This is a genomic window from Pseudomonas chlororaphis subsp. piscium (genome assembly GCF_003850345.1).
Taxonomy (GTDB): Bacteria; Pseudomonadota; Gammaproteobacteria; order Pseudomonadales; family Pseudomonadaceae; genus Aquipseudomonas; species Aquipseudomonas piscium.
Genome location: NZ_CP027707.1, coordinates 1,383,766 through 1,399,486 on the forward strand (window position 1 = coordinate 1,383,766; position 15,721 = coordinate 1,399,486).

Genomic DNA, 15,721 nt, shown 5'->3' on the forward strand with positions numbered 1-15,721 from the left:
ATGATGGCCAGGCCACTGGATGTGCTCCGGGAGTCCCTGGAGCACGCGCAACGGATCAATGCGATGCAGCAGGTGCAGTGATGGCGAACATCAATCAAAGCTTGAATCAGACGAGCATCAAACAGCGCCTGAGCGTGACCAATGTGCAGACCACGGTGAACATGCTGGTGGTCATGCAAGGCATGCAGAAACTGGACGCCGAGCTGGGCGAGGTTCGTTCGAAAGTCAGCAACTTCAAGAAAAGCATCGAAGACAGCGGCCTGGGCGGGCTGGATTTTTCCGGCCTGATAAAGGGCGGTGGCCTGGCCGCGCCCTTCGTGGCGGGGGTCAATTCCGCCATCGAATTCGAGAACCAGGCGGCGCGGGCCAAGCTGGTGGCGCAGGGCATCGAACCGCCCAAGGATGTGCTGGGCGAGACGGGCACCAACCTGAAGGCGTTCAGCGACAGCGTCGACGATATTTCGCAAAAGTTCGGCAGCGCGCTGCTGCCGGCGGTCAACTCGGTAGTGACCGCCGTGCAGCCGCTGCTGGGCTTTGTGGCGAAGGTCATTGAAAGCAACCCGCAGCTGGTCCAGGGCCTCGCCGCCGGGGCCCTGGCCTTCACTGCGATCCGCGGCGCCATGACCCTGGCCTCGTCCGCCGTGACTCTGTTCAGCAGCGGCCTGCTGGCCTCGCCCATCGGCCTGATCGCCCTGGGGATCGCGGTGGCGGCGGGCCTGATCGTGGCCAACTGGGAGCCGCTGTCGGCGTTTTTTGTCACCCTCTGGGCGGGCATCAAGGACGCCGCCACGCAACTGATGGCGGGGTTGAGGACTGTCTTCGGCTGGACCCCGCTGGGAATGGTGATCGCCAATTGGGGATCGATCACCGGCTTTTTTGCCGGTCTCTGGGAACAGCTCAAGACGATGGCCGCGTCAGTGGTCGACTTCTTCAAGCACGTGTTTTCCTGGACGCCGCTGGGGCTGGTGATTGAAAACTGGACGCCCCTGAGCGGCCTGTTTTCGGCGCTGTGGGAGTTGCTCAAGGCGTTGTCCGTTCCGGCGATGGACTTCCTCAAAGGTCTATTCGACTGGACGCCGCTGGGGATGGTGATCAACAACTGGGGAGCGATCAGCGGTTTCTTCGCCTCGCTCTGGGCCGGCCTGCAAGGTCCGGCGCAACGGCTCAAGGCCTTCTTCATCGGGCTGTTCGACAGCTCGCCGCTGGGGATGGTGATCAACAACTGGGGCGCGATCAGCGCCTACTTCGCTTCGTTCTGGGCCGGCCTGCAAGGTCCGGCGCAACGGGTCAAGGCCTTCTTCATCGGGCTGTTCGACAGCTCGCCACTGGGGATGGTGATCAACAACTGGGGCGTCATCAGCACCTACTTCGACTCCATCTGGGCAACCCTGAAAAGCGCGGCGCAGGTCATCAAGGACTTTTTTGTCACCCTGTTCGAGTGGTCGCCCGTGGGGCAGGTCATCGCCAACTGGCAGCCCATCAGCGATGTGTTCGCGGCCCTCTGGGAGGTGTTGAAAGCCCTGGCGGCGCCGGCCATCGAGTTTATGCGCGGCATGTTCGAGTGGTCGCCCCTGGGGCAGATCATCAAGAACTGGGAGCCGATCACCGAGTGGTTCAGCGGCCTGTGGCAACGGCTGCAGGCGGTGATCGCACCGATCAGGGAACTGTTCGACGGCGGTTTCGCCGGCTTCGTCGCCCGCGTCACCGGCAAGGTCGAAAGCCTGACCGAGGCACAGCGGCAAACCAATGCCGAAGGCAAAGGCGCGCTGGCGCCGGCGTTTTTTGGTGGTGGCCAGCCGGCGCCGGGTTCTTCGGCGCTTTCCGGCAGCCTGTCGCAAAGCTCCACCTCGCTGCTGCAACAGAGCGCGGCCAACAACCGCACGCAATTGCAGGGCGGGCTGACGGTGAGTTTCGAAAACGCCCCGGCGGGCTTGCGTACCAGCGCGCCGCAAATCAACCAGCCCGGCGTGGCGCTGTCGTCGCGTGTCGGCTACCGCTCACTTTCGCTAGGAGGTTCCAATGAGCTGGCGTGATCGTTTGTTGCCGGCGTCGTTTCGTGGCGTCGGGTTCTGGGTCGACCAGGCGAAAACCCCGGTCGGCCACAAGGGCCAGTTGCACGAGTACCCGCAGCGTGACCTGCCGTTCTACGAGAGCCTGGGACGGCAGGCGCGGACCCACGACCTGACGGCGTTCATCGTCGGCGCCGATTGCCTGGAGCAGCGCGACAAGCTGCTCAAGGCGCTGGAGGAGGGCAGTGGTGAGCTGGTGCACCCGTGGCTGGGGCGCCTGCAGGTCAAGGTCGGCGAATGCGAGATGACCCAGAGCCGTCAGGACGGCGGCCTGGTGACTTTCACCCTGAAGTTCTACCCCGACCAGCCGTTGCAGTTCCCCAGCGCCACGGTCAACACCCGCCAGCTGTTGCTGGTGTCGGCCGACAGCCTTATCGGCTCGGCAGTGCGCCGCTTCGAGGAGGCCATGACCCTGGTCAAGGCCGCGCGCATCGGCATCGCCGATCTGCGCAACAGCCTCAAGGAGGTCTACCAGACCATCGAGCAGGAGCTCAAGCCGCTGATCGACACCTACCGTGATCTCAACCTGCTGGTGCGGGCGATCAAGGACTTGCCCAAGGAAGTGAGCGCCGAGTTCAAGGGCTTGCTGGGGGACATCAAGGACCTCAAGGACTATGCGCGCAACGGTTATCGCGGCGTGCTGGCCAACGTCTCGCAGCAGGTCGAGGCGGTGAAGAAGATCGACACGCCGAAACTCACCACCGGCAAGGACACCACCGCCGCGGCGCAAGCCATGGCGGACCTGGTGCAGGACGCCGTGCTGGTGCGGATCGCCCAGGCCGTGGCGTCGCTGCCGGTGGCGACCCCGGCGGTCAAGCTCAGCGGCACGCCGTCGCTGGCCAAGCAGGCGATCCAGCCGGTGACCCGTGCGGAAGTGCCGGTGGCCGATGAGGTGCTGGCGCTGCGCAACTCGATCAACGAGGCGATCTGGCAGGCGGCGGAAAAAGCCGACGCCCTGCATTACGAGGTGCTCAACGGCCTGCGCCAGCTGGTCTACGGCCACCTCACCGCGGTGGCTTCGTCCGGCGTGCGGCTGGTGGTCAAGAACCCGATGCAGAGCCTGCCGACGGTGGTGCTCGCCTATCGGCTGTTTGGCGATGCCACCCGGGCGGCCGAAGTCCAGCAGCGCAACGGCGTGGCCCATCCCGGGTTCCTGCCGCCGACCAACGTCAAAGTGGCGGGGGAGTGAGCCATGAGCAACTTCGATAACCGGGTGCTGTTGACGGTGGACGGCCAGGATTACGGCGGCTGGAAAAGCGTCGAAATCAGCGCCGACCTGGAGCGCCAGTTTCGCACCTTCAAGCTCGACGTGACCTGGCAATGGCCGGGGCAGACCCTGGATCAGCGCATCCGTCCCGGCGCCAAGTGCCAGGTGCGCATCGGTGCCGACCTGTTGCTCAGCGGCCATGTGTTCAAGGCGCCGATCAGCTATGACGGTCGGCAGATCGGCCTGAGCATCGAGGGCAGTTCCCTGACCCAGGACCTGGTGGATTGCGCGGCGATCAACCAGCCCGGCCAATGGCGCGAACAGAGCCTGCTGAAAATCGTCCAGGCCCTGGCCGCGTCCTATGGCGTCGGGGTGGTCAGCGAGATCGCCGAAACCACGCGGCTGAGCAGCCACAGCATCGTGCCCGGGGAAACCGTGTTCCAGTCCATCGACCGTCTGCTGACGTTGTTCCGGGTGTTCTCCACCGACGACGCCGAAGGCCGGGTGCTGTTGGCCCGGCCGGGCAGCGGCGGGCGTGCGGTGGATGTGCTGGAACTGGGCAAGAATATCCTCTCGGCCAGCGCGCCGATGGACTTCAGCCAGGTGTTTTCCGAATACCGGGTGATCGGCCAGCACAAGGGCAACGACCAGAAAAGCGGCGCCGCGGTCAGCGAAGTGTCGGGCGTGGCCAGCGACAGCACGGCCAAGCGCAAGCGGGTCACGGTGATCAACGAGCCGGCGCAGTTGACCCAGGAGCTGGCCCAGCAACGGGCCGACTGGGAAAGCGCCATTCGCACCGGCAAGGCCCTGACCAGCACCTACAAGGTGCAGGGCTGGCGCCAGAGCAACGGTGACCTGTGGCGCCACAACACCCTGGTGCGGGTGATCGACCCGGTGCTGGGTTTCGACCAGGACCTGCTGATTTCCAAGGTCACCTATTCGCTCTCCGAGCAGGGCTCGATCACCACCCTGCAGGTGGCGCCGCCCCATACCTTCGACGCCAGCCCCGTGCCACCCAAAACCTGATGCCGCCCTATCTGCAGGAGTCGCTCCTGCAGAAAGCGCAGGCTTCGCCGCCAAGGACATTTCCATGAGCCTACTGACACGCCTGTTGGCGCGCGGCACCGTCGTGCTCGCCAACTCGGCCAACAAACTGCAATCGCTGCAAATGCGCCTGACCGCCGGCGAAGTGAACGACGACATGGAGCACTTCGAGCCCTACGGCTTCACCAGCAACCCGCTGGCCGGCGCCGAAGGCATCGCCACCTTTCTGGGCGGCGACCGCTCCCATGCCGTCGTGCTGGTGGTCGCCGATCGCCGCTTCCGCCTCAAGGCCCTGGCCCCCGGCGAAGTGGCGATCTACACCGACGAAGGCGACAAGATTCATTTCAAGCGCGGGCGAATCATCGACATCGAGACCGCCACCCTCAATATCCGCGCCAGCAGCGCGGTGCACATCGACACCCCGACCCTGACCCAGACCGGCAAGATCGTCTCCCAGGGCGATCAGGTCGCTGGCGGCATCAGCCAGATCAAGCACGTGCATGGCGGCGTGCAGTCGGGTAGCGGGCAGACCGGCGCGCCGGCGGGAGGCCAATGATGTTTATCAGCCAAGACCTGCACCGCGCACTGACCCGTTCCGTACTGATCAGCCTGTTCACCTGGCGCCGCGCGGCGGACGACGACCCGCTGGACGACGAGGAGCGCTTCGGCTGGTGGGGCGACAGTTTTCCCACCGTGGCCGACGACTGCATCGGCTCGCGGCTGTGGCTGCTGCGTCGGGTCAAGCTCACCCGCCAGACCCAGCTCGACGCCGAGTTCTATGCCCGCGAAGCCCTGCAATGGCTGATCGACGATGGCCATTGCAGCGCGGTCGAGATCATCAGCGAACGTCTCGACGACCAGCGCCTGAACCTGCGCACGACGCTGGTCCTGGCCAACGGTGAACGCCTGGACATCAACCCCGATAACAGTTGGCAGGTGACCTATGCCCTTTGATACCCCTTCGCTGCCGGTGCTGATCAAGCGCACCCAAAGCGACCTGGCCAGCGATGCGCTGCGCCAGTCCGATGCGCAAGTGCTGGCCCGCACCCTCGGTGGCGCCGCCTATGGCCTCTACGGTTACCTGGACTGGATCGCCGATCAGATCCTGCCGGACAAGGCCGATGAGTCGACCCTGGAGCGCATCGCCGCGCTGCGTCTCAACCAGCCGCGCAAGGCCGCCCAGGCGGCCAGCGGTTCGGTGAGCTTCAGCGCCGCCGCAGGCGCGGTGCTGGACGTCGATACCCTGCTGCAGGCCAGTGACGGCCGCACCTACAAAGTCACCGCCGCCCGCACCACCAGCGCCGGCAACAACAGCACCACCGTCCAGGCCCTCGACGCCGGCACCCTGGGCAATGCCGAGGCCGGCCTGGAGCTGATCCCGGTGCAACCGATCCAGGGCATCGGCAACAGCTTCACCGTGCTCGCCCCCGGCCTGAGCGGCGGCGTCGCCGCGGAAAGCCTGGAATCGCTGCGCGCGCGGGTGATTCGCTCCTACCGCATTATCCCTCACGGCGGCTCGGCCCAGGACTATGAAACCTGGGCGCTGGAGTGCCCGGGGATTACCCGCGCCTGGTGCCGTGGCAGCTACCTGGGGCCGGGCACCGTGGGGCTGTTCGTGATGCGCGACGACGATGCGCAACCTATCCCGAATGCCGAGCAACTGGCGGAGGTAAAGGCCTACATCGAACCGCTGCGCCCGGTGACGGCCGAATTGCATGTGCTGGCGCCGCAGCAGTCGCCCGTGACCTACAGCCTGCGGCTGTCGCCGGACACCAGCGCGGTACGCGCGGCGGTCGAGGCCCAGTTGCGCGATCTGCACAACCGCGAGGCCGGCCTGGGCGACACCTTGCTGATCAGCCATATCCGCGAGGCCATCAGCAGTGCCGCCGGCGAGAACGATCACCGGCTCAGCGCACCGGCCGCGGATGTCCCCGCCGCCAGTAACCAGTTGCTGACGTTCGGAGGTTGCGTATGGCTGGAGTAAGAACCGCCGCGCAGTACCAGAGCCAGCTGCGCAGCCTGCTGCCCAGCGGCCCGGCCTGGGACCCGGAGCGGGTGCCGGAACTCGAGGAGGTGCTCGAAGGCATCTCCCAGGAACTGGCCCGCCTCGACGCCCGCGCCGCCGACCTGCTCAACGAAATGGACCCGGCGGGCGCCAGCGAGCTGGTACCGGATTGGGAGCGGGTGATGAACCTGCCCGATCCCTGCCTGGGTGCGACCCCGCTGTTCGACGACCGCCGCCTGGCCGTGCGCCGGCGGCTGCTGGCCGTCGGCAGCCAGGCGCTCGCCTACTACGTCGAGATCGCCCGCAGCCAGGGTTATCCGAACGCCACCATCACCGAGCACGAAGCCCCCCGCATGGGTCGCGCACGGTTTGGTGAAGCGCATTTCGGCACCTGGCAGGCGCAATTCATGTGGACGCTCAATACCGGTGGGCGACTGCTCCTGGGCCGGCGTTTCAACGCCAGCTACTGGGGCGAACGCTTCGGCATGAACCCGGGCTCGGCCCTGGAGTGCCAGATCCACCGCAGTGCTCCGGCCCATACGCGGGTGCACATCAATTATGACTAGGGGATAGACCGATGGATTATCCGAAGAGTGTGCCCAGTGCGGGGTTGGTCAATGGCAGGTTCGTCGATGAGAACCCGCTGACCGGTACGCCGGGATCGCTGATTCCGGCGGACTGGGGCAACGGGGTGACCCAGGAACTGCTGGCCGTGATCACGGCGGCTGACCTGACGCCCAGCGAGGCGAACCTGACGCAACTGCTGAGCGCGATCCGCAGCATCAGCCGCAAGAGCGCGGGGCTCGGCATTCAGCGCTTCACCGCCAATGGCAGCTTCACCGTGCCGGAGGGTGTGACGAAGATCTGGCTCAGTGGGTGTGCGGGTGGGGGTGGCGGCGGCGCCTGCCCGGGAGGCACGAGTGCGACGTCTTCCGGTGGCGGTGGAGGCGGTGCCGGGCAGCCGGTTATCCGCTTTCCTGTCACCGTGACGCCGGGGCAGGTCATTCCCGTGGTGATCGGGGCGGCCGGGGTGGGTGGCAATGGCGCGGTATTGGCGACCAGTGGGGGAAATACATTGGTCGGTACAGCCGGCTCCCTGCTGTCGCTGTCTGGCGGGAACGGAGCTGCCCCTGGGATCAATCTCTCCGGCTATGTCCCTGGTGCTCCGGGCGGACCGGGTTTTCCTGCGGGAGGTGATGCCACGGATGTTTCACCCAACACTGTCGCCGGCATTGGTGGTCCGGGGGCAAGTGGTCCGTATGGTGCGGGTGGGGGCATCTCCAGATCCGGCACAACTTCCGGGTACGCGGGCAAGCCCGCCTACGGCTATGGCGCGGGTGGTAGCGGCGCGGGTGGCTATTACATCGCGGGTGCCGGTCTTGCCCAGCCAGGTGGCAATGGGGCACCCGGCTTCATGCTGATCGAGTGGTGAAAACATGAGCAAACAAATTCTTTATTGCGTGACATCGGGAATGGTCATCGATTGGCAGGACCTCGATCAGTTTGCCTATGCCGCGCCTGCTCCGGCCATGAAGGTGCTGCCGGTCACTGCCGAGCAATGGAAGCACAAAGACGCGCTGCATTTCGTGCTGGATGGCGAGCTGACTCGGGTCGATGTCCCTCCACCCTCTGCCGCTCACCACTGGGACGGTAGCCAGTGGTCGTTGGACTCCCTGAAGGCCGCGGCAATCGCCGAACAGGAGATGGAGCAACTTTGCCTGCGAGTGGACGCGGAGGCTGACACCGCCCGGCAGGTGATCGGCGGTGACCCGCTGCGTGCCATGGAGTATGCCCAGGCCGCCAGCGACGCCCAGGCATTCAAGGAGGCCGGGTACCCGAAAAAGGCGGTGCCCCTCGCGGTAAGCGCCTGGGTGGTGAAAGGTCGTACCGCCAAGGATGCGGCCGACCAGATTCTCGACAAGGCAGCCGAGCTCAACAGCAAGCTGCTCACACTTCGCACGCTGCGGTTGCAGGCAAAAGAGCGCATCCGGGCTCAGGCCGGCAAGGGCAAGCAGGAGGCTGCGAAAGACGTCTGCGAGGCGGCGATTGAGGCGATTCGCAAGGTTGCCAGCGACTGATCTGGATCGCCGTGTTGCGTTTCAAGCAGCCGTCCAAGACCACCCAGGCGGCCAGCGGTTCTGTGAGTTTCAGTTGGCGCGGCGTCTGCTCGCCATAGGCAATCAGAGCACGGCGTACTTCGTCGAAATTGCCCGCAGCCTGGGTTATCCGAGCGCTTCTGTTATCGGGCTCCATGCGCCTCGCATGGGGCGCTCGATCATTTCGGTACCTGGGGCGCAATTCACTTGCCCCCTCAACGCCGGCGGATAGCTGTCGCCGGGCCGCCGTTTCGGCCCCAGCGCTTCGTGACAGGCACTGGCAGTGCTCTGCAATACCTGATTCAACACAGTGCTCCGGCCCATGGGCTGGTGAACATCAATCATGACTAGAGAATAGAGCAATGGATTATCCAAAGAGCGTGCCCGGTGTCGGGCTGCTGAATGGGAAGTTTGTCGACGAAAATCCGGTGGCAGGTACCCCGGGATCATTGATTCCCGCTATCTGGGGCAATGCGGTTACCCAGGAGATCCTGAACGTCATCAAATCGGCCGGTCTGGTCCCCGACGAGGCATCGACCACTCAGTTGCTACAGGCGATCCAGAGTTTCGCTGCCCGAGATTTCAAGGACTCCGTGCGTGTTGCCACCACGGGCTCCGTTGCCTTGAGCGGTCTGCAAGCCATCGATGGCGTGCAGCTCACGGTCGCCGATCGTGTGCTGGTCAAGGACCAGGCTAATGCGGCGCAGAACGGGCTTTATATCGTTTCGGCCGATTCCTGGTCACGAGCACCGGATGCGGCGCTGGATTATCAGGTGACCTCTAACTTTATTGTCGGGACGGATGAAGGTCAGGTTAACAAGTCGCGTATCTGGCAAATGACCACTCCTGGGCCGATTACCGTCGGTGCCACGCCTTTGGTTTTCGAACTGATGGCCGGGGCCACCGGTGTGGCTGCCGGGGAGTATCGGAAAGTAGCGGTCAATGCACGCGGCCAAGTCACGTCGGGATCGAATCCGACCACCCTGGACGGTTATGCGATTACTGACGCTTACAGCAAAACGGCGGCGAACAATGCCTTCGTCAAGCAAGGTGGGATCGGTACCCAATTAACCAACGCTGTTTATATCGGTTGGGATGGGCAGAACGTTCTTATCCAGGTCGATGCCACCAACTTTGGCAACCTGTGGTGTTCGAGAAACTTCGACCCTGCCAAAAAGGCCGATGTTTCCGAGGTGTACAGCAAAACAGCGGCCAATGCGTTGCTGGATGCCAAGATCAGTTCCGATGCTTGCTCTATTGCCGGTTTTGCCAGCGGTAACTCGGCAGCTCCTTATATGCGCAATAAAAATAATAACGAGTATGTGGGGCTGGCCAGGGCTGCGACTACTTTGGGTGGGTATGGCATTGCCGACGCATACACAGCGGCTAAAGTTGATTCGCTTTTAGGTGAGCGCGTTCTAAGGGATGCGATTACCTATGCCGGCTTTGCAAGTAACGATCCGAACTACCCTTACTTCAGAAGAGCTTCCGATAATGGCGTTTATCATCTTCAGCCACGGCTTGGTTTTACTCCGGTACGCCAGGGTGGGGGGAATGGTCAGACTTCTAATGTGGTAATGCTGGGCTGGTCCGACGGCTCGGGTCTCAAGGCGCAAGTCGATGCTACCGATCTTGGGGCTATCTGGACCGACCATATTGGTAACTGGAAGGCGGTAGCTGCGCAGGCCACGGCCGGTACGGGCGCGGTTGGCTCCTATGCGCTCCTGCTTCTTGGCGGCGGTGGTGGTATAGGGCCTAGCTCTCTCGTGGCGGGTGTGAATTGCAGGTACGCCGCTTCGGATGGCAATGACTGGGGCGGCGCACCTGCTGGCACTTGGCGAATTATGGGTGGGGTCAGAAATACAGACGGCGCGAGCTCCGATTCTACAACTCTATGCTTGAGGGTTTCTTGAGATGATGAAAGTACTAAGTGCTCACACACCTTGCTGGAATGACGTGGCACATACAACGCTTAACCTGTATGTGACATTTGAAGATACCAAGGACTCTCTTGGCGAAATCATATTTACCGCCTCTCCAAATGACCCGGAATCTCATGGTCGGGACTTATTTGATCGTGCAGTGGCTTTGGAATTTGGTGATATCGCCGAGCCGGGGGTGGATATGATTAAGGGCAATATGCTGCTACAACGCGCCGAGCTGACGGCTGTCGCCAACTCCGTGATCGAGAAATTGCAGGTCGACGTGAATATCTTGCAAGACTCCGTGGAACTTGAAATTGCCACGGATAAGGAAATCGCAGCCTTGGCCACCAAGAAGGTCTCTCTGAGTGCCTGGAAAAAGTACCGGGTGCTGCTGTCGCGGGTGCAGGAGCAAGAAGGGTTTCCAACGGTTGTCGAGTGGCCCGAGGCTCCCGGTGAGTAAGGTCAGCCTGCAGGCGTTTGCGTTGGAGGACTTTCATCCATGCTGATTACTGAACCCGCTTTGCGAATGCCATATTGATGAATAGCTGATTAATCGAAATACAACGCATCCCGAGGCTCAGCTTTATGAGTTTCTGAATTGTATTCAGTCTTTACGTGACTGGCCCCACTCCCAGTTTTTCCAAATCCAGAAAGTCGTCCAGCGCCACCCGAGTGGTTGCCGGGATATTAGTATTTTTATTTGAATGATTTCTGGACTTTCTACCCAGATGTACTGGTTGATTCGTTCTTGTCCGATGGTATTGCTGGGTTGAAGCATGTTTCATGCGTACCAGTTCTGGCGGAGGGGAGTTGTCTGGGTAATATCAGTCATATTCGAGGCAGAAGGTTAAATAATGGATTATCCGAATAGTGTTCCAAGTGTTGGCTTGGTAGATGGCCGATTTATCGATGAAAATGCCATTTCTGGTGTTCCAGGATCATTGATTCCTGCAGCATGGGGCAATGGTGTAACTCAAGAGATACTGTCGGTAGTAAAAAGCGCAGGAATAGCACCGAATGAGAACGATAACGCTCAGTTGCTGAAGGCATTGCAAGTTATTGTTGGTAAAGCAAGCCCGATGCTTTCAGTCGTGAAAAATATTGCAGTTTCCAGATCGCTGGGGTCTGACGAACTGGGTTTGTTACTCATCAATGGTGCGGCAGATACGGTGTCGATAACGCTTCCTCCCAGCAACGCAGGTTTAGGTGTGCGTGACGTTGTTGTGCGTCGCGTGGACAACAGCGGCAACCGCTTGGTCGTGCAATGTTCGGGGACTGACAACATCAAGTTCCACACTCATTTGCGTTCTGCCGGTTATCCCTTCCTGGTGCTTATGGGGGCTGGTGACTGGTGGCATTTACGCAGTGATGGGAGCGGTAGTTGGTGGCCGGTCGGACGATTTGATGGCACCGCTCTGGGACGACCTGTATTTGAAACTACGGTGGTTCTGGCCCCTGGTGGGTATGGTGCCTTGAATGGATCAACCCTGAAGCGCACGGAATGGCCCTGGTTGTGGGATCACGCCCAGCAGTCTGGAATGTTACGTCCTGAAAGTGATCGCGCTGGGGCTTGGTCTCCCGGGGATGGGGCTACTACTTTCCGGACACCCGAGGCGCGTGGTGAGTTTCTGCGGGTCTGGTCCGAGGACAATACAGTCGATTCCGGTCGTACTCCAGGTTCATGGCAGGCGGGGTCCCTGGTGCATGGGGACAATGGCATCGGAAATAACATCATATTTGCCTCCGACATGCTTAACCAGAGGAAGCAACTGGGCTTCGATATTGGCTATTTGGCTGCATATCCGGGATGTACCGTTAAATACATCTGGCCGGATCAGGCGGGTGTAACACAACTACCGGATTTGGAGTTGATGAATCACAGTGGCGTTGCTCGCCCTCGAAATATTGCCTATCCGGGGCGAATCAAGCTTATTTGAGATATTTATGGCTAATTATTTAATCAATCAAGTACAAGCCTTAGTGGGGCCGGTGACGTTTCCATCGATTCCCGGTCTCGGAGTGCAGTTACCGAGTAACGCGGTGGAGCTGCCTCATGAGCTTCCGGAGCCTGAAAGTGGTTGCGTATGGGCGTGGATAGATAATGCTCCAATACAGTTGCCTGATCGGCGCGGCGCGATCTACCACATGCAAACGGGCACATTGACGCAATGGACAGAACTCGGGGAGTTACCTGTTGGTTTTACCGACAAGCCTTGGCCGGGTAAGCACTTTATATGGGTAGAGGGTGACTGGAAGCTGGATGAAGTGGCGAAATCTGCTGCTGAGAGCAAAAACGCCCAGGCGGAGCGCGATAGTCGTTTACGTGAAGCGTCGTTACGCATAGCCCCACTTCAATATGCCCTTGAGCTGGGAGAGGCCTCGTCCGAGGAACAATCCGCCTTGCTGGAGTGGAAACGCTATTGCGTTGCCTTGAACCGTATCGAGCAGCAGCCGGGCTATCCGTTTGAAGTTGAGTGGCCAGTGCTCAACCTTGAGGCCCCCCGCGGCCCGCTGAAAACACTGCGCTCCTTCTTCCGTAGTAAATGAACCCAAGTCAGGGAGAGACTAATGTCTGTGACCGAGGGACAACTCCTCAAGATCATGCCCAACGCCCGCTCCCAAGCGGGCGTTTTTGTTTCTGCGCTTAACACCGCCATGGCGCACCGCTATATCAACACACCCAAGCGCATGGCCGCGTTCCTCGCGCAGGTTGGCCATGAGTCGGGGCAGTTGCGTTATGTGCGGGAGCTGGGCAATGACCAGTACCTGAGCAAATACGACACCGGCAGCCTGGCGGCCCGTCTGGGCAATACCCCGGAGGCCGATGGCGACGGCCAGAAATACCGGGGCCGGGGTCTGATCCAGGTCACCGGTCGCAACAACTACCGGCAATGCAGCCTCGGCCTGTTCGGCGACGAGCGTTTGCTGGCGTTGCCGCAATTGCTGGAACAGCCGCAATGGGCCGCCGAGTCTGCCGCCTGGTTCTGGCAGCAGAACGGCCTTAACGAGCTGGCCGACCGCGACCAGTTCAACAGCATCACCCGGCGCATCAACGGCGGCTTGAACGGGCTGGAGGATCGTCTGCAGCTCTGGGCGCGGGCGCGGGAGGTGTTATGCCAGCCTTCGGCCTGATGCCTCTGTCTTACCGGGCAATGGCTGTCGTCGTGTTGCTGGCCGTGGTGGCCGGCGTTGCCGGGATACTGGCCTGGCAGGTTCAGGATTGGCGCTTTGGTCGGCAGATGGCGGAGCAGGCCAGGCTGCACGATGACGCGCTGAATCAGCTGAACCTGGCGGCCGCTGCCCGGCAGCGGGGCGAGCAGGACAAACGCCTGGCCCTGGAGCGACAGCTACAAGCCAGCGATCAAACCCATTACCGAGCCCTGAGCGATGCACAACGTGATCAAGGTCGCCTGCGCGACCGTCTTGCCACTGCTGATCTGCGCCTGTCAGTCCTCCTCGACGCCCATGACAGCGCCGCCGGCTGCACAGTGCCTGCCACCCCCGCCACCGGCGGCCTGGTTCATGGAGCCCCGCGAGCCCGACTTGACCCGGCGCATGCTCAACGAATTGTCGCCATCACCGATGCCGGCGACCAGGGACTGATCGCCCTGCAGGCGTGTCAGGCCTATGTCAGGGCGCTGGGCCGCTAAACATTTTGATCCGCTCCCTGCCTTGCAAGCGCGTATCGCTCGTGTACGGTAAGACCTCCGCCAACCCGATCAGGAGAGGACCGTGAACGAAATCACCCAGCTTGCCGCTGAACTTGGCAGACGCTTGCAGGTTCTGAATACCCACGTCACCACCGCCGAGTCCTGCACCGGTGGCGGGATTGCCGAGGCCATCACCCGCATTCCCGGGAGTTCGGCCTGGTTCGAGGCGGGTTATGTGACCTACTCCAATCGGCAGAAGACCCAGCAACTGGGGGTGCCGGAAGTACTTTTCGCTTCCGTCGGCGCGGTCAGCCGCGAGGTGGTCGAGGCGATGGTGCGGGGCGCGCAGGGCAAAAGCAGGGCGCGTTATGCCGTGGCGGTCAGCGGGGTGGCCGGCCCGGATGGCGGTTCGCCGCAGAAGCCGGTGGGCACCGTATGGCTGGCCTGGGGCGTCGGAGAGGCGGTAACGACCGAGTGCCGACACTTCGCCGGGAATCGGGACGAAGTCCGCCGACAAACGGTGAAGGCCGCGCTAGAGGGCTTGCTGCAACATGCCGCGGCAGAAATCTCAAAACAGGGGTAGGCGATCCACGAACGCTGTGGAATAATACTGGCTACTTATACAGGTGTTGGCCGTCAGGCCTTATTGATTACGTGAGGACTTTAATGGACGACAACAAGAAGAAAGCCTTGGCTGCGGCCCTGGGTCAGATCGAACGTCAATTCGGCAAGGGTGCCGTAATGCGTATGGGCGATCACGATCGCCAGGCGATCCCGGCCATTTCCACTGGCTCTCTGGGTCTGGACATCGCACTCGGCATCGGTGGTCTGCCAAAAGGCCGTATTGTTGAAATCTACGGTCCGGAATCGTCCGGTAAAACCACCCTGACCCTGTCGGTGATTGCCCAGGCACAGAAGATGGGCGCCACTTGCGCCTTCGTCGACGCCGAGCACGCACTGGACCCGGAATACGCCGGCAAACTGGGGGTCAACGTCGACGACCTGCTGGTTTCCCAGCCGGATACCGGCGAACAGGCGCTGGAAATCACCGACATGCTGGTGCGCTCCAATGCCATCGACGTGATCGTGATCGACTCCGTGGCGGCACTGGTACCCAAGGCCGAGATCGAAGGCGAGATGGGCGACATGCACGTGGGCCTGCAGGCTCGCCTGATGTCCCAGGCGCTGCGCAAGATCACCGGTAACATCAAGAACGCCAACTGCCTGGTGATCTTCATCAACCAGATCCGTATGAAAATCGGCGTGATGTTCGGCAGCCCGGAAACCACCACCGGTGGTAACGCGCTGAAGTTCTACGCTTCGGTTCGTCTGGATATCCGTCGTACTGGCGCGGTGAAGGAAGGTGACGAAGTCGTCGGTAGCGAAACCCGGGTCAAGATCGTCAAGAACAAGGTGGCTCCACCCTTCCGTCAGGCTGAATTCCAGATCCTGTACGGCAAGGGTATCTACCTGAACGGCGAGATCATCGATCTGGGCGTGCTGCACGGTTTCCTCGAGAAATCCGGTGCCTGGTACAGCTACCAGGGCAACAAGATCGGTCAGGGCAAGGCCAACTCGGCCAAGTTCCTGCAGGACAATCCGGAAATCGGTAATGCCCTCGAGAAGCAGATTCGCGACAAGCTGCTGGCTCCGAGCGGAGATACCAAGGCTCTGCCCGTCAACGAGACCATCGATGACATGGCCGACGCGGATATCTGATCGATC

Annotated in this window: 17 protein-coding genes; all 17 read left to right on the forward strand. The window is 61.7% G+C overall.

Annotated elements, in window-relative coordinates; translation table 11 throughout:
• Nucleotides 1-80: 80 nt before the first annotated feature.
• The 17 genes from C4K38_RS06280 (at nucleotide 81) to recA (ending at nucleotide 15,715) form a co-directional block, all read left to right on the forward strand.
• On the forward strand, nucleotides 81-2,033 hold the full coding sequence (locus C4K38_RS06280; protein WP_081001438.1) for a phage tail protein: 1,953 nt from the start codon (nucleotides 81-83) through the stop codon (nucleotides 2,031-2,033).
• Entirely contained in the window at nucleotides 2,020-3,258 is a 1,239-nt protein-coding gene (locus C4K38_RS06285) for a DNA circularization protein (RefSeq protein ID WP_053277672.1), read from the forward strand. Before C4K38_RS06280 ends, C4K38_RS06285 begins: the two co-directional genes overlap by 14 nt.
• 3 nt (nucleotides 3,259-3,261) lie before the next feature.
• A complete protein-coding gene (locus C4K38_RS06290) occupies nucleotides 3,262-4,302 on the forward strand; it encodes a phage baseplate assembly protein (RefSeq protein ID WP_053277673.1) in 1,041 nt (346 codons plus the stop codon).
• Nucleotides 4,303-4,366: 64 nt separating this feature from the next.
• On the forward strand, nucleotides 4,367-4,876 hold the full coding sequence (locus tag C4K38_RS06295) for a phage baseplate assembly protein V (protein WP_025806669.1): 510 nt from the start codon (nucleotides 4,367-4,369) through the stop codon (nucleotides 4,874-4,876).
• Nucleotides 4,876-5,274 (forward strand): phage GP46 family protein, encoded by a 399-nt coding sequence (locus C4K38_RS06300; RefSeq protein ID WP_053277674.1) that lies wholly within the window; start codon nucleotides 4,876-4,878, stop codon nucleotides 5,272-5,274. Before C4K38_RS06295 ends, C4K38_RS06300 begins: the two co-directional genes overlap by 1 nt.
• Nucleotides 5,264-6,304, forward strand: a complete 1,041-nt coding sequence (locus tag C4K38_RS06305) for a baseplate J/gp47 family protein (protein WP_053277675.1) — start codon at nucleotides 5,264-5,266, stop codon at nucleotides 6,302-6,304. The genes C4K38_RS06300 and C4K38_RS06305 overlap by 11 nt, the downstream gene beginning before the upstream one ends.
• Nucleotides 6,292-6,891 carry a YmfQ family protein gene (locus C4K38_RS06310; protein WP_053277676.1) on the forward strand — a complete coding sequence of 200 codons (600 nt, stop codon included), beginning with the start codon at nucleotides 6,292-6,294 and terminating at the stop codon, nucleotides 6,889-6,891. The genes C4K38_RS06305 and C4K38_RS06310 overlap by 13 nt, the downstream gene beginning before the upstream one ends.
• Nucleotides 6,892-6,902: 11 nt before the next feature.
• On the forward strand, nucleotides 6,903-7,757 hold the full coding sequence (locus tag C4K38_RS06315; protein ID WP_053277677.1) for a glycine-rich domain-containing protein: 855 nt from the start codon (nucleotides 6,903-6,905) through the stop codon (nucleotides 7,755-7,757).
• A gap of 4 nt (nucleotides 7,758-7,761) precedes the next feature.
• Nucleotides 7,762-8,403 (forward strand): hypothetical protein, encoded by a 642-nt coding sequence (locus tag C4K38_RS06320; RefSeq protein WP_081001439.1) that lies wholly within the window; start codon nucleotides 7,762-7,764, stop codon nucleotides 8,401-8,403.
• A 380-nt stretch (nucleotides 8,404-8,783) separates the two neighbouring features.
• Nucleotides 8,784-10,334, forward strand: coding sequence for a hypothetical protein (locus tag C4K38_RS06330; RefSeq protein WP_053277678.1), 1,551 nt, complete (start codon nucleotides 8,784-8,786; stop codon nucleotides 10,332-10,334).
• 1 nt (nucleotide 10,335) lies between these two features.
• Entirely contained in the window at nucleotides 10,336-10,806 is a 471-nt protein-coding gene (locus C4K38_RS06335) for a tail fiber assembly protein (RefSeq protein WP_231998565.1), read from the forward strand.
• 394 nt (nucleotides 10,807-11,200) lie between these two features.
• Nucleotides 11,201-12,283, forward strand: coding sequence for a phage tail protein (locus tag C4K38_RS06340; protein ID WP_081001440.1), 1,083 nt, complete (start codon nucleotides 11,201-11,203; stop codon nucleotides 12,281-12,283).
• A 7-nt stretch (nucleotides 12,284-12,290) separates the two neighbouring features.
• Nucleotides 12,291-12,893 carry a tail fiber assembly protein gene (locus C4K38_RS06345; RefSeq protein ID WP_053278326.1) on the forward strand — a complete coding sequence of 201 codons (603 nt, stop codon included), beginning with the start codon at nucleotides 12,291-12,293 and terminating at the stop codon, nucleotides 12,891-12,893.
• 21 nt (nucleotides 12,894-12,914) lie between these two features.
• Nucleotides 12,915-13,478, forward strand: a complete 564-nt coding sequence (locus C4K38_RS06350; RefSeq protein WP_053277679.1) for a glycoside hydrolase family 19 protein — start codon at nucleotides 12,915-12,917, stop codon at nucleotides 13,476-13,478.
• Nucleotides 13,460-13,996 (forward strand): lysis system spanin subunit, encoded by a 537-nt coding sequence (locus C4K38_RS06355; RefSeq protein ID WP_053277680.1) that lies wholly within the window; start codon nucleotides 13,460-13,462, stop codon nucleotides 13,994-13,996. The genes C4K38_RS06350 and C4K38_RS06355 overlap by 19 nt, the downstream gene beginning before the upstream one ends.
• 82 nt (nucleotides 13,997-14,078) lie before the next feature.
• Complete coding sequence (locus tag C4K38_RS06360) at nucleotides 14,079-14,579, forward strand: CinA family protein (RefSeq protein ID WP_053277681.1); 501 nt, start codon at nucleotides 14,079-14,081, stop codon at nucleotides 14,577-14,579.
• An 83-nt stretch (nucleotides 14,580-14,662) separates the two neighbouring features.
• Nucleotides 14,663-15,715 (forward strand): recombinase RecA, encoded by a 1,053-nt coding sequence (gene recA / locus C4K38_RS06365; RefSeq protein WP_053277682.1) that lies wholly within the window; start codon nucleotides 14,663-14,665, stop codon nucleotides 15,713-15,715.
• Nucleotides 15,716-15,721: the final 6 nt, after the last annotated feature.